The following is a 19,894-nucleotide window of genomic DNA, read 5'->3' as shown; positions in this document are numbered from 1 at the left end:
GAGAAGCACTCATCAGAGGCTTCTCTTTTAAGGTTAAATCATGATTAATTTTAATGGTCGATTAAATTGCTCAAGGTATAGTGTGGATAATTGATTTAATCGGATTAAGTATGGGCTTGGAATGGTTTTAGAAAATTTAATACTGATAGCCTCTTCTGATACATCAATTGAATTAAATTCTGATTTAAGTGCATTTAAGTAAGAACAGAGTTGAACGATCAAACTTAGTTTTTTACAGTGTTCAAATTCTTCAGTTGATAGTAACATTTGATGTTCAGGTTCTATTTTAAGATTATATTTTTCGCCTGCACGTATTGTGTAAGCTGTCATTAATTGTTCTTTGACATTCAGTCCATTGATGCTAATGTTCATCAAGAGATAAAAGGTATGTTTTGCATTGTTTTGGTATGAAATAATTTGCCCGATGTCAGACAATTTACTACTGGCTTTTAAAATGTTTGTGGATGATAAATCGTTTATCTGAAGTTGATTCGCTAAAGTGATGGATGACTGCTTTAATCGATCATTATGATGAATTGGCAATCGATAGTGATATAAAAGATTTGATAGTGAGTAATCAAGGACTGACTGTGGTGGAATGTTCAGTTGATTAAAGATAACACCTTGTCTAATACCGTAGCGATTAATAATTAATGATTTTGAATCAATGTAATTAAAAAGTGATCTTATTGTCATTAAACATCCTAATACGATATCAGCTCGATCTTTAGAAAGTCCTTTTAACTCTTGACGATCTTTTAAAGTTAATGGAGCTAATAACTGATACATTTCTTCAAGGTTAGTGTCAGATAGGTGATACTGATGTTGTAACTTTAAAGAATCTCCTATTCGATTTCGATAGAGTTTACTGATCGTACGAATGGTACCACCAATTCCGATGACTGGAAGATGGATGGCATCTTTTAACCAGCTAATTTCCTCAAAGGTTTGTTTCATATGAGCATTAAATAATTTCTCTTTATCTTTGGTGAGTGATGAATCTAATTCAAAATTTTTAGTGGTGATGATTGCTCCAAGCGGTAGGCTAATCGCATGGATGAGCTGTTTTTGTTTAACGAGAACAATTTCCATGCTTGAACCGCCAATATCGATTTGTAGATAGTCTGATAAATCAATGGTGTGGTGAGTCGCTAAATAGCCATAGTAGGCTTCAAGTTCACCAGGTATTAATTCAATCGTGATATGGAGCTGATGTTGAAGTTGATGAATGATGTTTTCTGAATTTTTTAATCGACGCATTGTCTCAGTAGCAATTGCTTTGATATCAGTTACTTCTTCTACTTCACAAATGTGTTTAAAGTAGATTAGAATATCTCTTAATTTATAAAATCCCTCAGTTGTTAAATCTTTCTTGGAATCGATAAATTGACCCATTCGAAACTGAATTTTTTCTTCATAAGTAATATCAAAATAACGCTCAGAATAAAGATTGGCAATTAATAATTTGATAGAGTTTGATCCAATATCCATAATACCTAGTTTTTTCAAATGAATCACACCTTTTTTATTTGATTTTAATGAAGTTAATTGTCTGATGATTATATATTATAACAAATATTTGCGAAAGATTTCGTCAAAACTCATTAAGGTGAATGATTAATGAAAAATAGACAAAAATATAACAGATAATTAACATTTAATGTAATATTTAGTAGTAATGTCTGTCTAGGAATGAATAATAATCACGATATGATTGGGAGGTAGTGAGATGACACTGATGATGGATCAACCGAGTCATTTTTTAAATCGAGAGTTAAGTTTACTTGAATTTAATCAGCGAGTATTAGAAGAAGCGAAAAATATTCAAAATCCTTTATTAGAACGAATTAAATTTTTATCTATTGTCAGTTCTAATTTAGATGAATTTTTTATGGTTCGGATTGCCGGTTTGTATGATTTGTGTCAAGCCAGTGTTGTGAGTGAAGATATTTCAGGACGATTACCTTATAAGACATTGAGAGAGTCTTTAGAAAAGACTCGGCAATTAGTAAAAGAACAATATGAAACCTATGATTTGTTAATGGAAAGTTTAAAAGATAAAGGAATTTATCTAGTGACGTATGAACAGTTAGATGAAAAGACTAAAAAAGAGATGGATGACTATTATCGTCATGAAATTTATCCTGTTTTGACGCCGATGGTGATTGATCAAGCAAGACCATTTCCACTTATCTCAGATAAAACATTGAATATTGGATTGTTACTTAAAGAGAAACTAGATGGTGATTTAGTTTTTGCAACCATTCAGGTTCCATCTGTATTACCGCGACTTGTTAGGGTACCAAGTGAAGAGGGCATTTATCATTTATTATTAGAAGATTTGATTAAGGCAAAACTGTCTGAATTATTTAGTAGTCATTATGTCTTACATTCATCATGTTACCGAATTACTAAAAATGCAGCGATGCATTTAGATGAAGAGGATGCTGAAGATTTATTAGAGACCATTGAACAATCTTTAAAGCAACGTAAGTGGGGGGAGATTATTCGAATCGAAATAGAGGATGCTCCTCCGAGAGAAATGATTGAGATTTTAGAAAGTGAGTTAGAGATTGAAGAGGATTATGTGTTTCGTGTTGATGGGCCAATTGATTTAACCTTCTTATCTAAATTGTCTGGAATTAAAGGTTATGAAGAGTTAAAATTTGAAAAATTAAAACCTCTTTATATTCATGAATTAAAGGAACGGAATATATTTCAAGTGCTGAAGGAACGAGATGTTTTGTTACATCATCCCTTTCAATCATTTGATCCTATTGTTAAGATGATTCAAAAGGCAGCAGATGATCCGAAAGTTTTAGCCATTAAACAAACGCTATATCGCGTCAGTGGAAACTCACCGATTGTTGAAGCATTAGCACGGGCTGCTGAGAATGGGAAACAAGTGACTGTTTTAGTAGAGTTAAAAGCGCGTTTTGATGAAGAAAATAATATCCATTGGGCAAAGAAACTTGAAAAATCAGGATGTCATGTCATTTATGGAATGATTGGATTAAAGACACATTGTAAGATTTTATTAATCGTTCGTAAAGAGAAAACAGGATTGATGCGCTATGTTCATTTTGGAACAGGAAATTATAATGATGTAACGGCTAATTTCTATACGGATATTGGGATTATGACATCTGATATGCAGTTTGGGGAAGATGCGTCTATTTTATTTAATATGTTATCAGGTTATGCATCTGCACATGAGATGAAAAAAATTACGATTGCCCCTCATAAGCTTCGTCTTAAGTTTGAGCAGTTAATTAATCGTGAGATTGAACATGCGAAAAAGGGGAGAGAGGCTAAGATTATTGCGAAGATGAATGGGCTATATGATAAGCAAATGATTTTAAAGCTATATGAGGCTTCACAGGCAGGTGTGAAAATTGAGTTGATTGTGCGTGGTGTTTGTTCACTTCGTCCACAAGTTCCAGGGTTAAGTGAAAATATTACGGTACGAAGTATCGTGGGTCGATATTTAGAGCATAGTCGTATTTATTATTTTTATAATGATGGAAATGAAGAAGTTTATATTTCGAGTGCAGATTGGATGTATCGCAATTTAAGTAAACGGGTTGAGACAATGGGGATTGTTGAAGATAAAGAAATTTTGGAACAAATGAAGAAGATTTTAGAGTTATATCTTCAAGATAATACGAAGGCTTATGAACTCCAAGCAGATGGAAGTTATGTGAGAGTTCAGGATGAATTACATCAAGTACACGCTCAGTCTGAGATGGTGAAGTTGATGAAAGGCTCAAAGTCAAACCCCAAACGTTATGAAAGACTGATTCCAGTCGAACCTTTGGGTAGAACGAAATAAATCAATTTGAGCATCTTTTTCATTAAATGGAGAATAAAAAAAAGGAGATATCGAGTGGAATATCTCCTTTTTTCTTTGAGTCATTTTTAACGTTTATTATATATATAAATGGCATTAAATTTTTGGTGGCTAAACGTTTCACGCTAATATAGAAATTTGGGTGAGGAACGAATTTTGCTTAATAGTCTCATACTCAAAATATCAATAATCTTTTTCCTGTTAGAGAGGAATAAAAAGTAATGATTGAATCAGGTTAAGGTTAGCGATATGATTACTTTGTAAAGGGGTGGAAAGATGTTTAAAAATTTATGGCACAAAGATAAAGGCTTTGTGGTTGCGCTCGGGTTAGTTGGATGTTTAATATTAAGTGCTATTGGGTTTTATTTTTTGGGAACTGTGCCGATGACAGAACCTGTAGGCACTGAGATTGTCGTTCATCGAGGGGATAATCTAGAATCGATGATTCAAGTCTGGTTTAAATCATATATGGAAGGGTATGAATCTTTTTTAATTCCTGTTAAACAACAGATTAAGGGATATGAAGTTAAGTCGTATACGACATTAGAGACTGGAGATAACCCGGTCGTGCAAATTGATTTCACTATTTCTCCAAGAGTAAAGAATCAGGATTTAACATTAGCCTTTGAAGGATTTGAAGAAAAGGGTGAGATTCATTGTCAGTGGGTTTTATGGTTGAAGGAAAGTGTAGCACAAGAGGAGACATATGTCATCACTCGAGTTGGACGTCGGGCACAATATGATGCTGAGATTTACTATGAAAGTGGAGAACAGGAAAAAGATGAGTATGAGCAAGAATTTATTGAGGAGATTCCATATACACAAACCATGTATACGTACAAAATTGATAATGAAAAATGTTATGTGAGTTATGATGGAGGGCAGATGTGGGTAGAGGTACCGATAGATTTAGAAACTTTAGTTAAGGTTTCGGATGGACATTCATCTTATAATAAGCTGCAAGAGGGGAGTTATTTGATTTCTCCAAATAAAACAGCTTTTGTTTTTGGAGGAGCTTATAACGCAGAGGAAAAAGGATTTTCTCCATTAAAATTAATTTATTCGAATGATCAAGGACAGTCTTGGCAGACGAGTGTCATAAGTTCTGAGGTTTCAGGTGTTCGTGTGAAATTTGTAAGTTTTCCGACTTCATCTGTTGGATATGTTGTGGCGGCTTTTGGAAGAACAATGTCTCAGGAGGCACAAGCTATTTTTAAAACAGTAGATGGTGGTATAACGTGGGAATATTTTGGTTCTACTCCGCGCACGAGTTTATTACAAGCAGCGGGATTTATTACCGAAACGATTGGATTTTTTACATATCCTATTGTAGAGGGAGCTGATACAAACTTTTATCGCACGGATAATGGTTATATATACAGTGAAATTAATCTACCTGTCATTGAAGTTGATGGACTTACACCATTTGTTCAACCTGAAATTCCATACTTTGAAAATGATGAATTATATTTAATGGTTGGACAAGGACCAGATAGTGATTATAAAGGCGGACGATTAATGGCTAAATTTAAATCAAATGATTTAGGAATGACTTGGGAGTTTGTTGAATATGTTGAGCCACCAGTAACAGAAATTGGATAGGGGGAGATTAAAATGAAGTTAATTTATCAGGCAGCGAAAGAGGAAGATATTCCCTCCATTTTTGAGTTAAATAAACAATTAATCGATCAATATGAGGATGTTAAAATCATTGATTATGAGCAGGTTTTAAAGTGGGTATATCAAAAGATTGAAACCCATATTCAAGATTACCAAGTTATTTTTTTTAGGAACGAATAAAGTGGGGTATTTTTATTTGCATGATGAAGATGGCAAAATGGAGCTAGATGATTTATATATTTTAGAAACTTATCGTGGACAGGGAATTGGAAGTCAAGTTTTAAGAGATTGTTTGACACAATCAAAACAGAGAAAACGAAATCTTTTTTTATATGTGTTTTCTCAAAATAGGAGAGCCATTTCTTTATATCAATCATTTGGTTTTGAAGTGATAAAAGCGATAGGAAAAACTCGTTACATTATGGAAGTTGAGCTCATAAAATAAAATAGAATTGATGCGAAATTAAGATAGTCTTTTTGTAATTTTTGTGGAATTTAATGGGTTATATCTTAATTTTTAGATTCAAACATGCTAGAATATCTATAAATTTTAAATCTAAAGGAGAGAGTATAGAGATGGACCCGGAACCGAGTCATTTAATTTCACAGTTTATTTTGATTGGAGTGTTAACTGCTTTAAATGCTTTTTTTGCTTCAGCTGAGATGGCGATTGTTTCTTTAAATCGTAATCGGATTAAAATGCTCGCAGATGAAGGAAATAAAAAAGCAGAATTATTACTAGGGTTGTTAGATGAACCAAATAAGTTTTTATCCACGATTCAAGTTGGAATTACGTTAGCTGGATTCTTTTCTAGTGCTTCAGCTGCAACTGGAATTTCAGATATAATGGGAAAACAGTTGATGCAGATAGGAATTCCTTATGCAGGGGAAATTTCTTTGGTTGTGGTGACGCTCATTTTATCTTATTTTACGCTAGTATTTGGAGAGTTATATCCAAAGCGGGTGGCACTAAAAAAATCAGAAGCGATTGCTATGTTCGCTGTTAAACCGATTGTTATGATTTCTAAGCTAACGAGACCGTTTGTTAAGCTATTATCGTTATCCACTAATTGTTTAATTCGAATTAGCGGAATGAATAGTGATGACCTTGAGGAAAATGTCTCTCGTGAAGAAATTAAGTCATTAATTGAAGCGGGACAGGAGCATGGGGTCATAAATGAAATTGAAAAAGAAATGATTAATAGTATTTTTGAGTTTGATGATAAATTAGCTGAAGAAGTCATGACTCCTCGAACCAAAGTCTATTTAATTAATATCGACCAACCTCTCGAAACTTATATTGATGAATTATTAGAAGAAAAGTATTCTCGTATTCCGATTTATGAAGGAGATATCGATAATATTATTGGTGTCTTGTACATGAAAGACTTTTTTATGGAAGCTTACAAAGTAGGGTTTGAAAATGTGGATATTAGACAGATTATGCACAAACCTTATCTGATTCCAGAACGAAAAAATATTGATCAGCTATTCAAAGAACTTCAAAAATCTAAACATCATTTAGCTGTCTTAATTGATGAATATGGTGGTTTCTCAGGAATTGTTACGATAGAGGATTTAATTGAGGAAATTATGGGGGATATAAATGATGAATACGATGAAGATGAACCTGACATCAAAAAAATTGATAATGAAACGTATTTAGTCGATGGATTGATTAGTATTAGGGATTTAAATGAAAGATTACATTTACAATTAGACGAAGAGTGTGAAGATTATGATACGTTAGGTGGATTATTGATTAATTTAATCGGTTATATCCCAACGGAAGAAGATCACCAAGTCATCGAATATCAAAATATTGTCTTTAAAATTGATCAGATTAAAGAAATGCGTGTCCAGAAAGTAAAGGTATTACTTCCTGAATCGGTAGAAAAAATTAGTGCATAATAAAAAAATCTCCTATTGCTTTCAAAATAAAGTGTTAGGAGATTTTTTTTATTTTCTTCATCTATAAAATATGATACACTTTATGTAAGCGTTTTAAATATAAAGGTGAAATTTTTAAAAATTTTTGGGAGATAAACGTATCATGAAATAAAGGTTTCATTATTGATTCATTTTTGTTATAATAGTCGAAATACCTTGGGAAGACTAGTACTAAAATGAAATATAATTAAAAAGACAGGAGGTCATTTTATGACTAAAATTGCAGCATTTTTTGATATAGATGGAACGATTTATCGAGAAGGGTTAATTACGGAGGTTTTTAAAAAAATTATTAAATATGAATTAATTGAAGAAGATGTTTGGCATAACGAAGTCAAGCCCGTCTATTTAAAATGGGACCGACGTGAAGGAGACTATGATGAGTACTTATTGAAGATGGTCGATGCTTATAAACAAGCTATTTTAGGAGTTAGTAAAGAACATATCGATCACGTTGCACAAAAAGTCATTAACCAAAAAGGTGATCGTATTTATACATTTTCTCGTGAGCGTATGAAATGGCACAAGGAGCAAGGTCATATTGTGATTGCTATTTCAGGTTCGCCAATTGAATTAGTTAGTAAAATGGCGGCTAAATATAAAATGGATGATTTCAGAGGGACGATTTATGAAACGGATGAAGCAGGAAGATATAATGGTGAAGTGATTCCAATGTGGGATGCGGTTAGTAAGCAAAAAGCACTTCGTGAGTTAGTTGAAAAGTATGATATTGATTTAAGTCAAAGCTACGCCTATGGAGATACGACAGGGGATTTAACAATGTTCCATCATGTTGGAACACCATATGCGATTAATCCAACAAAAGAATTAATGATGAAGCTAATGGAAGATCCTGAATTAAAAGAAAAAATTAATGTGATTGTTGAGCGTAAGGATGTTAAATATAAATTAGATTTAAATCATATTGAATTAATTTAAGGATAAATGAGTAGGGACCGTGATGATGATTAAACATATTATTTGGGATTTTGACGGCACACTATTTGATTCCTATCCGGGAATGGTCAATGCCTTTTTAAGAGCATTAAAAAAGTATGAAATTGAAGCTGAGTATGATGAGGTTTTAAAGCTATTTTTGAATTCTGAAAAAACAGCCGTTCAATATTATCAAAATCAGTTTTTATTAGGTGAAGAATTAACTGAGGTATATCAAGATGAAAAAAGTCACATTGATTTATCAAACATGTTACCATTTCCATATGCTAAAGAGGTTTGTCAAAGAATTAAAGAGGCGGGAAGATATAATTACATTTTGACGCATCGAGGGAGTACTACTTACGACATTTTAAGAAAGAATGGAATGGTCGAGTTATTCACAGAGATCGTGACAAAAGATAATCAATTTGCGCGAAAACCAGATCCTGAGGCAATATATTACTTACTAGACAAGTATCAGATTCATCCAAAGGAAGCGATGATTGTTGGAGATAGAGAAATTGAAATTCTTCTAGGACAAAAGGCCAAGGTTAAAACTTGTTTTTATGAAAGTGGAAATAGAGAACCTGAATTGCAAGCAGATTATCGTGTGAAATCTCTTGAAGAGGTATTAACTATTTTAAATATTGAAAGTTAATCAAAAGGCTAGTTACCACAGGGATAGGTAACTAGCCTTTTGATATTTAGCCTTTTACAATTAAAACTTCAAATGGTTTTAAAATAAAGTTTTGGTGGATATCTTTATCAGTATCTACGACAGTGTAATGAGTTGGTAAAGCCTCTACTTCTACTTCATGGTTGTTAAAGTTTTGGATGAATCGATAGTTATCACGCGTTGAAACGATCACTCCTTTAGGAACATTGAAATCAGGAATCGTTGATAATTCAAGTTCCTGTACTAATTGAGAGTAGAAGTCATGGTAGAATGATTCTTCAAAACGAGTTGCGATATAGAACGCTTGTCCTTTACCGAAATGATTTAAGGTTAGGGCAGGCATTCCTTTGTAGAAGTCTTCATTGTATTTCATTAACGTTTGTGCGGTACTTGGGATGACTAAGTCACAAAGTTCTGATGAGGTGTAGCAGTCTTTTTCTGTTAACCAATGAGATGAGATAGAAGAAGCACTGTTGGTTTCTCCATCAAATAATCCATCAATTTCTTCACTGCGAAGACCCACAACCTCCATTAAACCGTGAGGGGTTCCTTCAAGGAAGCAAAGATCAGTTTCATTCACGATGCCACTCCAGTAAGTAGTCACGAGTGTTCCACCATTTGCAACGAATTCTTTAATTTTATTTTCAAATCCATATTTAAGCATGTACATCATCGGAGCGACAAATACTTTATATTTTGAGATATCACAGCTCATATCCACGAAATCAACTGGAATTCCCATTTCATAGAATGCCTTATAGTGTTCTTGAACCGTTTCTTTATAGTGCATTCCGATATTACGAGGTCCTTGCATATCATCGATTGCCCAGCGATTATCCCAATCGAATAAAATGGCAACCTCAGGATGAGTATTGGTTTTTAAAATATCTGATAATCCTTTTAGACGGGCCCCTAGCTCTTTGACGTCATTGAATACTCGTGTATCACTTTTTCCATAATGGTCGACTACCGCACCATGGAATTTTTCCGATGATCCACGGCTCTTACGCCACTGGAAGTATTGAACAGAGTTTGAACCGTGAGCAACAGCTTGCATAGAAGAAAGCATATGCATACCAGGTTTTTTTAGTTTCGCGACATTTTGCCAGTTTGTCATACTTGGCGTGCTTTCCATTAATAAGAAAGGTTCATTTTTAATTGAGCGCATAATATCATGCATCATAGCTGTATCGCAACCGATATTTAAATCACTTGATGTTGCTTTATGCCAAACCGGGTAGCTATCCCAAGAAACGATATCAATTTCATCTTTTAAATCAAAGTAATTGATTCCAAAGAAATAATACATCATGTTGATGGTTGTTGGTAATTTTGGATTAAATGGTTTAACACTATCACGCTCGTGACGAATAAAATCAATTGTTTGATCGCTAACGAAACGATTCCAATCTAAGTTTAAACCATGAACCATCATTTCACCATGTGGTGCGGGACTTTCGATTTGATCCCAAGATGTATAACGATGACTCCAGAATGTTGTCCACCAGGCATCATTAATAGCATCTAATGTTTTATATTTTTCTTTTAACCAATTTCTGAATGCTTCCTGGCAAAGTGGACAATGACATTCACCACCGTATTCATTTGATAAGTGCCATAAAATAACACCCGGATGATTGGCAAAACGTTTTGCTAACTCTCCATTAATTTGTGCCACTTTATCACGGTAAATAGGTGAAGTGTAACAGTGATTATGACGAAGTCCAAATAAGTTACGGACACGATTTTTTTCAACACGTAAAACTTCTGGATATTTTTGTGCTAACCAGTTAGGTCGTGCTCCACTTGGTGTAGATAAAATTGTATAAATTCCATTTTCATATAAACGATCAATGACATTAGCCATCCAATCGAAGTTATAAACACCTTCAACTGGCTCTAGCATTGCCCAAGAGAACATCCCGATACTAACGACATTACAGTTCGCTTCTTTCATTAATTCAATATCTTTAGCTAAGATATCAGGACGATCTAACCATTGTTCTGGATTATAATCTGCTCCGTGTAAAAAGTCCCCAAAACTAAATTTTAAAGTTTCCATTTTAATTTCCCCTCACTAAAAATTTAACTTATATAACAAGATATTAACAGATAACCATATTAAATTATAGTAAAAATTAATAAAAAAATATAAAAAATAAACCGTTTTCTAAATACCTGTTTTTATATAGCAAAATAGATGTTCTTATGACGAAAAGTGCGAATTTCTGTTGTCGAAAAGAGGAAAAATCATTTTAGTTATAGAATTTATTTTTTCTTTTTTAATTGAACGAAAATCGTCCCTAAAACAGCAAGAACTAAAACGATACCGCCAATCACAATTGGAATAATTCCTGACGATGCTTCAAGCGATAACTCAATCGTTGTTGTTTCACTTGGGAGGACATCAACTGCTGTAATGACGGACTTGAATCCAGATTTACTTACTTTTACTTCTGAAGTTTTTGAAGATTCTACATTTGTTAAGAAGAAGCGTCCATACTTGTCAGTTGAGCGAGTGACTTTCTCTTTTCCAACGGTTAGGATAACGGTCGCATCCGTTAAAATATTGCCTTCTTCATCATAGACAATACCTGAAATCATCCCTTCTGTACTTCCTTCAGATGTATCCTTAAATGATTTTAGAGCAGGCAGTGCTTTTCCTTCAAAATCAAATAAAGTCGTGTTTGAAACAACGTTGTTTAAAGCCATGTCCTGGCTTCCATCTTCTGCGGCACCGCGAATCATTGCCCAGCCAACACCCTCATGATTAATCATCACTGGGTCCCAGTATAAATCTCCAATCACCCAGTTATTTTCAATGTTTCGAATTCCATTAAATAATTCATCTAAAAATTCTTTTTGTCCTTGTGGTGAGGCATCATGACTTTCAGGTCCATTTGTAATTAATTGTCCCGGTTTTTTATCGGCCGTAACAGGGTACCATTTATATCCTGTCTCCATAATCACAATTTTCTTTTGATACTTTTCACCGAGCATCTCAAACCAAGGCATCACATCTTCAACCGTTACCTCTGACCAAAATGGGTAGTATGATGAACCAATAATATCATAGTTCACCCCATATTTTTCACACTCATCAAAGAAATAAAAATAGCGATCGTCATCTCCTGCCTCGTCTAAGTGGAGAATGACTTGTGTATTTGTCGAGACTTCTTTAACAGCTTTATAGCCGGCATTTAGAAAGCGCGCTAGATTTTGAAAATTCACAACATTCCCATACGGATATAAAATTCCATATTGCATCTCATTTCCAAGTGAAATATATTCAGGCGTCGTCCCTTGATCCGCTAACGCTTGCATCACTTCTTTTGTATAGTCATAAACTAACGTCTCTAATTTATCAACCGCTTCTTTATCTGACATTCCTTCAATCGCTTCACGCCAATCGGCAGGAATTTCTTGATTTGCAGCATTTGGCCACCAGTCACTGTAATTTAATGTCACTTCAATTGCCATACCAACGTCTTTTGTACGCTTTGCACTTTTTAATAAATCTTCAGTATTTTGATACCCATCTGGTAGATAGTATCTAGGACTTGATTGTGATAAAAAATCACGTCCGACATTATTATGAGTACGGAGCCTGGCGAAGTTAAATCCATTCTCAGCTAAAATATGAAAAACATCCCGTGCATTTCCATCTTCATCAAAGTAAACTCCTCCGAGATCTTCAATAAAGTTAACCATTGTCAGGTCTCCGCCTTTTAACATGCGATACTCAGTATCCTTTTTCTGTAGGGATACCTCATCATAGTTTGACCAAGTGCCTGGTAGACCATTTGAGTAAATTCCAATGGTTGCTTCATTATTTAAAACTTCAAAATCTAATATAACTTTAATAAAGTCATCAGAGACAGGAATGCTTGTTCGTGCACCATTATTGGCGTAAACATAGTGTTCTTCTTGACCACCACTACTTGAAGAATAAAGTTCTAAACGATAAAATCCATTTTCAAGTCCAGTGATTGTTTGTTCGGTGCGAACTTCATAATCCTGATTTGAGAAATAATTTAGACTTGATGAGTCGTTGTATCCCCATGCGTTGCTAATACTAGCAGCCGTAGAATCCCCCTCGATTTGCCAGTTGTTCAAAGCATCATTGAAGCTTGAATTGCTAACTAAATCATTTTCTGCTAAGGCTGTTACACCAAAAATAGATGTACTACAGATTGCAGCTAGCATTACTTTTTTACTCTTATTTAGTAAGTACACTTGATTTCCCCCTCTTACGTTTTAAAAACGCTATCACTTTTAATTTACCATATATAGCTAAGTTTATCTACTAAAATAAAGTCGTAATATTACTAAATAAATAGGTTGATATTATTAAATTTATTTTCAATATTGGGACTTGTATCAACAGATAAGATATTTTATAATAATAATCGATAATAAATGATATGAAATGAGAACAAAAGCGGGTGAGATAGTGTTTTTACAAGAGCGATTAGATAAAATTGAGGAACTATTATTGATTGAGGGAAAAGTTTTAGTTCGAGATTTAAGTGAACAATTTAAGGTTTCAGAAAGCATGATTCGAAAAGATTTGCAAATGCTTGAAAAACAGGGGCGCTTAAAGCGAACATACGGAGGTGCTATTAGCATCCGTCCACTCGTTCACGATCAGGGAGTTAATACTCGAATGCATCATGATTTAGATAAAAAAGAGCTAATTGCTAAACGTGCGATTCCATTTATTAATGAAGGAGAAGTTATTTTTTTAGATATTTCAAGTACAAACTTTGCTCTCGCTAAACAATTATCTAAATTAAATAAACGTTTAACGATTGTGACAAATATGATTGAAATCCCCCCTTTATTTTCAGCTAACATATTTGTTGAAGTTATTATGGTTGGTGGTCAATATAATGCGACACTTGGTGGGATGATTGGGGCCCTTGCCAATGAGCAAATTGCGATGTGTAAATTCGATAAAAGCTTTATCGGTGTTGGTGGAATTAATGTGGATGAGAACTTTATTAGCAATTTTAATGCGGAAGAATCGATAACGAAGAAAACCATTATTAAATCATCTAAGGAAGTTTTCGTCCTAATAGAAAATGAAAAGTTTAACCGTGATGGATCTTATCAATTTGCGACGTTACAAGATATTACGCATCTCATGACGGATGCTAAGTTAGAAGGGCGTATTAAAGAAAAATTAGAACAAACAGGTCTTAACATTAGCTGTGAATAGGAGAGGGATTATGATTAAATTTATTGCGACTGATATGGATGGGACTTTATTAAATAGTCAAAATGAAATTCACCCATCATTTTATGAAACATTTAAAAAGTTAAAGGAAAAAGATATTATTTTTGCGATTGCAAGTGGACGCCAATACTATAACCTAGCCAAACGTTTTGAAGAATTAAAGGATGATTTAATGTTTATCGCAGAGAATGGAACGTTTGTGATGTATAAAGGTGAAGAGGTATTAATTAACGCTTTAGACAAACAAGTCGCCAAAGAATTAATTGAAGTGGGACGTCAAATTGATAATGCTTATATTATTGTCTGCGGAAAAAAGGCAGCCTATATTGAGAATACAGATGAAAGATTTGTGGAACAAGTTCAAAAATATTATGAAAGTCGTCAAGTCGTGAAGAGTTTTGATGAAGTGGACGATGATATTTTAAAAGTAACGATTTGCGACTTCTCAGGCTCAGAAAAAAATGCGTATCCATATTATAAAGATTATTATGAAACCCAACAGGTGTCGGTATCGGGCGAAATCTGGTTAGATATTACTGCTAAAGGTGCTAATAAAGGATATGCGATTGAACACGTTAAAAAATTATTTAAGTTAGAGCATGAACAAACGGCCGCCTTTGGGGATTACTTGAATGATTTAGAGATGATGCAAAGTGTTTACCATAGTTTTGCGATGGCAAATGCTCACGAACAGTTAAAACAAGTTTCAAGATTCATGGCGAAAAGTAATGATGAGAATGGTGTTGTCGAAAAGATTGAAGAATTACTTTCAATGATGGAATAAGTTAAAATCCTCTAGTTAAGCAATGATAGGTGGCATTGCGACTAGAGGATTTTTTTGTAGAAAATACAATAATCTTAAGAACTTCTTAAGTAATATCTTAAGATTATTTTGTTAAGATAAAGGTACAAAAAAAGTAAGAATTACTTTCGAAGTTAATTAGAGAATAAAGTGGAGGTTATGATGGTGAAGAAGAAAAAAATCGTTATTGGGGTGGGAGCTAGTCTTCTTACACTCATGCTAATAGTAGGCGTTATGAAATTTAATTCACAACCAGAAGTGGAACCGCAAATGCAATTTCAAAATACATATGTTGTTCCAAATCAAAAGAAAGTTATTTTATCAGGAAGTGTGATTCCATCACAATATACGACGTTCACAAAGGATGTGACGAAAGGTGAAGAAATGACGATTAATGTGAGTCATGGAGATTCAGTTCAAGTTGGTGATGTGTTAATCACTTATCATAATGCTGAAATCACGAGTCAAATTAATGATTTAAATGAACAGATTGCGACATTGAATGCTAAGAAAGCAAAATTATCGAGTGAAGGGACACCTGCAGCAAAGTCGGTGAATAAACAAATTAAATCGATTGAGGACCAAAAGTCAAAATTACAACAAGAAACTAAATCTCAAGTGAATCAGATTTTAAAGAAACTTGATGAATTAGTAAAACAAAAAAATGAGTTAAACCCAGATGATGAGAATGATGCCGCATTAGTGGCAGACCTTGACGCTCAAATTGAAAGCTGCTATGTTCAAAAGAATGAATTAGAATATAATTTACCCGGACAAGTAGCAGAATTTGATACACAGATTAGTGATTTAAGAAGTCAGCTAAGCGATGAAGATCAAGAAACATTTAATAGTTTAGACGAGCAAATTAACACGCTAGTTAAAGAAAAAACAAAACTTGAAGAAAAAGAATATATCAAAGAAGTTGCTCCATTTAGTGGTGTTGTTTCACTTGTTGAAGATTCAAGTTCAGAAAATCCAGTTGTTTTAAAGTTAAAGAGCCCTGATTTTTATGTCACAGCATCAGTTGGAGAAAAGGATTATGCGAAGATCAGTGTTGGAATGGAAGCTGAGACCTTATTAATTGCGACGAATAAAACGGTGAGTGGCAAAATTACCTTTATTGATGAAGATCCACTTCAAGCGACAAATACTTCAGGTACTTCAACATCATCGACGTATCTTGTAAAAGTTAGTTTAGATGATCAATCTGAACTCGTGAATGGGTATCAAGCTCAAGTTTCTATCAAATTAGCCGATCAATTAATTAGTATTCCAACCGAGGCGATTGTAGTTGAGGGTGATAGTCATTATGTTTATGTAGAAAATGGGGGAGAGTTTGCCAAACAAAAGATTGAGGTTGCAGGAGAAGAACAAGGCTATACAAAAGTTAAATCTGGATTAAAAGAAAAGGATGAGATTTTAATCAACCCAAGTGAAGGTGAAACTAGTGAGTAATTTAATTGAATTAAGAAATATTCAAAAGTATTATGATGTGGGAAAAGATAAGCTACATGTTTTAAAGTCAGTGAATTTGAACATTGAAACAGGTGATTTTGTTGTCATTATGGGGAAATCAGGAGGTGGGAAATCGACGTTATTAAATGTCCTTGGTCTTTTAGATCGATTTGAGGAAGGTGAGTATATCTTTGATGGTAAAGATGTCACGCATTTAACTGAAGTTGAACGATCTCATTTTAGAAATCGAAATATTGGATTTATCTTTCAACAGTTTCATTTAATTGGAACGTTAACAATTGGACAAAATATCGAATTACCGCTTCAGTATGACAACAGACTTGGAAAAAAAGAGCGACTTGAAAGAGTAAAACACCAACTTCAAATGGTCGGCCTTTTAGAAAAAATAAATCAGTATCCACATGAATTATCGGGGGGACAGCAACAACGTATTTCGATTGCTCGTGCCCTAATTAATGAACCACAACTAATTTTTGCAGATGAACCAACAGGGGCTTTAGATACAAATACAAGTAATGAAATTATGAACATTTTATATAATTTAAATCAAGCAGGAAAAACAATCGTCATGGTGACACATGACCCTGATTTAGTGAAGTATGCCTCTAAAGTCATTTACCTGCGTGATGGGGTATTCAAAGAAGAGGTGATGTCATGAATTTAATTAATATTATTCAAGGAGCTTTGATTAATATTAAGGCGAATAAAGTCCGCGTATTCTTGACGATGATTGGAATTATTATTGGGATTAGTTCTGTTGTTGTTATTTTAGCAATTGGTGATGGGGTAAAGGCCTACTTTGCTGAGACGACATCTGAACTTGGGGGAAATAAAATTGAAGTCAGTTTTTATCCGAATAATTATGACGATTTGGCAACGATAAAGCCAATCACAGATGATGATATCCTTATGATTGAAGAAATTAAAGGTGTTAGCAAAGCTGAAATTAATAAAGATTTTTATGGAGAATCTTCTTCAGATAGTTCTCCTACTTACCTATCAGGATCGGCTAGTATCTTTGGACAAAGTACATCGATTTTTGCCGAAGCATATGAAAATTATCCAGAGCCAGAACTTGCGGCAGGAAGATATTTTGAGAGTAGTGATGTTTTAAATGATGTTATCGTCATAACTTATCAAAATGCATTAAGTTTATTTAGCAGTCCAGAAGAGGCTATTGGAGTCGCGATCGATATAAATTCAACCATGTATGAGATTATCGGAGTACAAGCTAAACCAGCTAGTATCTTCGATTGGAGTTATGATTTAGTTCAACAGGCTTCACTTGATCGAACCCCTGTTACTTTAGTGGATGAGGCAGAGTTTGCGCCTAGAAGTGCCTATATCTATATCGAAAATGGTTTTGACTACGATGCCGTGATCAGTGAGGTTATTAAGTCACTTGAAGAAGCGCATGAAGGAATTAATGGAAGCTATGAATCTTGGAATCCAGGTGATATGGTTAAAGAAATGAATGAGATGATTTCAGCGATTACCCTGTTTATTGCTTTTATTTCGGCGATTTCATTACTTGTAGGTGGAATTGGTGTCATGAATATCATGTACGTTTCGGTAACAGAACGTAGACGAGAAATTGGAATTCGTCGTGCCATTGGAGCAACTCCAAATTCTATTCTGTTACAATTTCTATTTGAAGCAATGTTTGTGACATTAATCGGTGGGATTATCGGGATTTTAACTGGTTTTGTATTATCTCAGATCGTTGGATTATTCTTACCATTTACTCCAGTTTTATCACTATCTGTCTTTGTTGGGGCTTCTTCAACTTCGATTATTATCGGAATTATATTTGGAATTGTTCCAGCCCGTAAAGCTGCAAATTTAGAACCAATTAAAGCAATTTATAACTAGATATAAAAAATCAACCAGCTACTGGTTGATTTTTTATTTGATGTGTGTACGGAAATATTGGAAGACATAACAGAGAAAACAAAATTCAATGACTTGTAATCCCATGAGTAACGCAAAAAATCCTGAGAAGAAACAAGTGAGAATATATAAGATAAGCCCAACGATTGCCATGATTAAGTAAACTTGTTGGTATGTTTGAATATCGAGTGATTCAGTTTCATCAGCTGCTGCTTTTATAATCAGGTAGAAGATAAAAAATTGAATGAGTAGTAGAGCGATAATCAGTATATAAGCGTATGTAGAGTTGTTTCCAATTAAATTATAAAATCCTTGTTGTAACAGTTCAAAGCAGGCTAGTCCGATACAGAGATATTTAGACAATTCAAGACCTTTATTTTGTTTATGTTGAGTCAAGAGATGGGTTCCAGTCACGATTAATAAGTAACCTGCTATGTTAACAAGCCATCCAACCAATGGTAGATTAAGATAAATGAAGACCATTCCAATTAAAATAAAAGTATAGGCTTTTTTCATTGTACTGACCCTCCTTTGTTAATGATAGTGTATTCTTATGCTAATTGATAGTTGTCAGTTATCGTGACTTTTATACCGATTATCGGCGAATTCTTTATGATTTTTACCTTCTTTATAAACTTGAGCTTTAGAGGGGAGCAAAGGCCCTGTCAAAAGTAGAACTGGTAATTGATGAATACTTTATGATATAAATAGAATAAGAAAGTTGAAGATTTAAGATGAAATGATTTAAAAGGATAAGGTTGATTGGGTATATACTATTGGTTAGAGTGTGATAAGGGAGGTTTTTTTATGAAGGACTGTATAAGTAAGAAACAAAAAGAGGAAATGATTTCAAAGCTTCAAACCTATTTTTTAAAAGAACGTGATGAGGAGTTAGGACACTTATCGGCAGAATTAATGCTCGATTTTTTGATTGATACAATGGGGCCACATTTTTATAATAAAGGGTTAGAAGATGCGCAGCGATATATGATCGAACGCGTAGATGAATTACTAGATTTACAAAAGTGAATCCCCTAGGCTAAGAAGTGTTAGCTCTTAGCAATCCTCAATAGCTAGGGCTTCATAGCCCCATCCTAGAGAAGCTATGTATCCACAATAGAGGGGCAATAAAAAATGAAGGCCTGAAATGATATTAAAGAAAAATGAATGTAGTTTTTAAAAATTCTTTACGACTAGGGGAGTTTCTCGTTTATAAGTAGTTATAGGGTCAGGTATTCGATGGTTTATGAATAAGTTTGCTGAAAAATTATTAGAAATATAAATGTATTAGGAGGCATAGAGATGTCACAGACAATTCAATTAGGAAAGTATAGACATTTTAAAGGGCAGGAGTATGAAGTATTAGCTATTGCTAAACATTCAGAAACTCTTGAAGAAATGGTTGTGTATAAAGCCTTATATGGTGAATTTGGTACTTGGGTACGTCCGGCTAGT

Annotated in this window: 18 protein-coding genes; 14 read left to right on the top strand and 4 right to left on the bottom strand. The window is 33.9% G+C overall.

The window, feature by feature from the left end; translation table 11 throughout:
* Positions 1-33: 33 nt before the first annotated feature.
* Positions 34-1,518, bottom strand: coding sequence for a Ppx/GppA family phosphatase (locus HMPREF9402_RS13245; RefSeq protein WP_238526667.1), 1,485 nt, complete (start codon positions 1,516-1,518; stop codon positions 34-36).
* 211 nt (positions 1,519-1,729) lie between these two features.
* Here HMPREF9402_RS13245 and HMPREF9402_RS13240 point away from each other — a divergent pair, with 211 nt between their 5' ends.
* The 7 genes from HMPREF9402_RS13240 to HMPREF9402_RS13215 all read left to right on the top strand — a co-directional run bounded on the left by HMPREF9402_RS13240 (position 1,730) and on the right by HMPREF9402_RS13215 (position 9,014).
* Entirely contained in the window at positions 1,730-3,832 is a 2,103-nt protein-coding gene (locus HMPREF9402_RS13240) for an RNA degradosome polyphosphate kinase (protein WP_009607636.1), read from the top strand.
* A gap of 294 nt (positions 3,833-4,126) precedes the next feature.
* Positions 4,127-5,452: a WD40/YVTN/BNR-like repeat-containing protein gene (locus tag HMPREF9402_RS13235; RefSeq protein ID WP_009607650.1), complete on the top strand. Its 1,326-nt coding sequence runs from the start codon at positions 4,127-4,129 to the stop codon at positions 5,450-5,452.
* A 12-nt stretch (positions 5,453-5,464) separates the two neighbouring features.
* A complete protein-coding gene (locus HMPREF9402_RS14730; RefSeq protein WP_009607644.1) occupies positions 5,465-5,650 on the top strand; it encodes a hypothetical protein in 186 nt (61 codons plus the stop codon).
* Position 5,651: 1 nt separating this feature from the next.
* Positions 5,652-5,915, top strand: a complete 264-nt coding sequence (locus tag HMPREF9402_RS14725) for a GNAT family N-acetyltransferase (protein ID WP_202944077.1) — start codon at positions 5,652-5,654, stop codon at positions 5,913-5,915.
* Between the two features lie 131 nt (positions 5,916-6,046).
* On the top strand, positions 6,047-7,381 hold the full coding sequence (locus HMPREF9402_RS13225) for a hemolysin family protein (RefSeq protein WP_009607648.1): 1,335 nt from the start codon (positions 6,047-6,049) through the stop codon (positions 7,379-7,381).
* Positions 7,382-7,630: 249 nt separating this feature from the next.
* Positions 7,631-8,359 (top strand): HAD family hydrolase, encoded by a 729-nt coding sequence (locus HMPREF9402_RS13220; RefSeq protein ID WP_009607649.1) that lies wholly within the window; start codon positions 7,631-7,633, stop codon positions 8,357-8,359.
* Between the two features lie 22 nt (positions 8,360-8,381).
* Positions 8,382-9,014, top strand: a complete 633-nt coding sequence (locus tag HMPREF9402_RS13215; RefSeq protein WP_009607642.1) for an HAD-IA family hydrolase — start codon at positions 8,382-8,384, stop codon at positions 9,012-9,014.
* A gap of 46 nt (positions 9,015-9,060) precedes the next feature.
* Here the strand turns inward: HMPREF9402_RS13215 and HMPREF9402_RS13210 are convergent, their stop codons facing one another.
* Positions 9,061-11,094: a beta-galactosidase gene (locus HMPREF9402_RS13210; RefSeq protein ID WP_009607639.1), complete on the bottom strand. Its 2,034-nt coding sequence runs from the start codon at positions 11,092-11,094 to the stop codon at positions 9,061-9,063.
* A 206-nt stretch (positions 11,095-11,300) separates the two neighbouring features.
* Positions 11,301-13,268: a glycosyl hydrolase 53 family protein gene (locus HMPREF9402_RS13205; protein WP_009607647.1), complete on the bottom strand. Its 1,968-nt coding sequence runs from the start codon at positions 13,266-13,268 to the stop codon at positions 11,301-11,303.
* A 217-nt stretch (positions 13,269-13,485) separates the two neighbouring features.
* Here HMPREF9402_RS13205 and HMPREF9402_RS13200 point away from each other — a divergent pair, with 217 nt between their 5' ends.
* The 5 genes from HMPREF9402_RS13200 (at position 13,486) to HMPREF9402_RS13180 (ending at position 18,421) form a co-directional block, all read left to right on the top strand.
* Positions 13,486-14,253 (top strand): DeoR/GlpR family DNA-binding transcription regulator, encoded by a 768-nt coding sequence (locus tag HMPREF9402_RS13200; protein ID WP_009607640.1) that lies wholly within the window; start codon positions 13,486-13,488, stop codon positions 14,251-14,253.
* A gap of 10 nt (positions 14,254-14,263) precedes the next feature.
* Positions 14,264-15,055: an HAD family hydrolase gene (locus tag HMPREF9402_RS13195; protein ID WP_006783283.1), complete on the top strand. Its 792-nt coding sequence runs from the start codon at positions 14,264-14,266 to the stop codon at positions 15,053-15,055.
* A 180-nt stretch (positions 15,056-15,235) separates the two neighbouring features.
* The gene (locus tag HMPREF9402_RS13190; protein WP_009607634.1) at positions 15,236-16,528 is read left to right on the top strand and encodes a biotin/lipoyl-binding protein; all 1,293 of its coding nucleotides are present in this window, start codon (positions 15,236-15,238) and stop codon (positions 16,526-16,528) included.
* Positions 16,521-17,207: an ABC transporter ATP-binding protein gene (locus HMPREF9402_RS13185; RefSeq protein WP_009607635.1), complete on the top strand. Its 687-nt coding sequence runs from the start codon at positions 16,521-16,523 to the stop codon at positions 17,205-17,207. Before HMPREF9402_RS13190 ends, HMPREF9402_RS13185 begins: the two co-directional genes overlap by 8 nt.
* A complete protein-coding gene (locus HMPREF9402_RS13180) occupies positions 17,204-18,421 on the top strand; it encodes an ABC transporter permease (protein WP_009607637.1) in 1,218 nt (405 codons plus the stop codon). The genes HMPREF9402_RS13185 and HMPREF9402_RS13180 overlap by 4 nt, the downstream gene beginning before the upstream one ends.
* A 33-nt stretch (positions 18,422-18,454) precedes the next feature.
* Here the strand turns inward: HMPREF9402_RS13180 and HMPREF9402_RS13175 are convergent, their stop codons facing one another.
* Positions 18,455-18,955, bottom strand: a complete 501-nt coding sequence (locus HMPREF9402_RS13175; protein ID WP_009607645.1) for a hypothetical protein — start codon at positions 18,953-18,955, stop codon at positions 18,455-18,457.
* A 291-nt stretch (positions 18,956-19,246) separates the two neighbouring features.
* Between HMPREF9402_RS13175 and HMPREF9402_RS13170 the strand changes: the two genes are divergently transcribed.
* Both HMPREF9402_RS13170 and HMPREF9402_RS14305 read left to right on the top strand, forming a co-directional pair.
* The gene (locus tag HMPREF9402_RS13170) at positions 19,247-19,468 is read left to right on the top strand and encodes a DUF2164 domain-containing protein (protein WP_006783278.1); all 222 of its coding nucleotides are present in this window, start codon (positions 19,247-19,249) and stop codon (positions 19,466-19,468) included.
* Positions 19,469-19,741: 273 nt separating this feature from the next.
* Positions 19,742-19,894: DUF1653 domain-containing protein (locus tag HMPREF9402_RS14305; RefSeq protein WP_006783277.1), on the top strand; the 153-nt coding region annotated here is incomplete at its 3' end.

The organism is Turicibacter sp. HGF1 (assembly GCF_000191865.1).
In the GTDB taxonomy this organism is placed as follows: Bacteria; Bacillota_I; Bacilli_A; order MOL361; family Turicibacteraceae; genus Turicibacter; species Turicibacter sanguinis.
Note: the sequence above shows the minus strand (reverse complement) of the source record. Positions and strands in the feature narration are given on the sequence as shown.

What these genes read in the sequence shown, in the direction of transcription:
- HMPREF9402_RS13240 (WP_009607636.1), top strand. Translation starts at nt 1,730, where the DNA reads ATGACACTGATGATGGATCAACCGAGTCATTTTTTAAATCGAGAGTTA.
- HMPREF9402_RS13235 (WP_009607650.1), top strand. Translation starts at nt 4,127, where the DNA reads ATGTTTAAAAATTTATGGCACAAAGATAAAGGCTTTGTGGTTGCGCTC.
- HMPREF9402_RS14730 (WP_009607644.1), top strand. Translation starts at nt 5,465, where the DNA reads ATGAAGTTAATTTATCAGGCAGCGAAAGAGGAAGATATTCCCTCCATT.
- HMPREF9402_RS13225 (WP_009607648.1), top strand. Translation starts at nt 6,047, where the DNA reads ATGGACCCGGAACCGAGTCATTTAATTTCACAGTTTATTTTGATTGGA.
- HMPREF9402_RS13220 (WP_009607649.1), top strand. Translation starts at nt 7,631, where the DNA reads ATGACTAAAATTGCAGCATTTTTTGATATAGATGGAACGATTTATCGA.
- HMPREF9402_RS13215 (WP_009607642.1), top strand. Translation starts at nt 8,382, where the DNA reads ATGATGATTAAACATATTATTTGGGATTTTGACGGCACACTATTTGAT.
- HMPREF9402_RS13210 (WP_009607639.1), bottom strand. Translation starts at nt 11,094, where the DNA reads ATGGAAACTTTAAAATTTAGTTTTGGGGACTTTTTACACGGAGCAGAT.
- HMPREF9402_RS13195 (WP_006783283.1), top strand. Translation starts at nt 14,264, where the DNA reads ATGATTAAATTTATTGCGACTGATATGGATGGGACTTTATTAAATAGT.
- HMPREF9402_RS13190 (WP_009607634.1), top strand. Translation starts at nt 15,236, where the DNA reads ATGGTGAAGAAGAAAAAAATCGTTATTGGGGTGGGAGCTAGTCTTCTT.
- HMPREF9402_RS13180 (WP_009607637.1), top strand. Translation starts at nt 17,204, where the DNA reads ATGAATTTAATTAATATTATTCAAGGAGCTTTGATTAATATTAAGGCG.
- HMPREF9402_RS13175 (WP_009607645.1), bottom strand. Translation starts at nt 18,955, where the DNA reads ATGAAAAAAGCCTATACTTTTATTTTAATTGGAATGGTCTTCATTTAT.
- HMPREF9402_RS13170 (WP_006783278.1), top strand. Translation starts at nt 19,247, where the DNA reads ATGAAGGACTGTATAAGTAAGAAACAAAAAGAGGAAATGATTTCAAAG.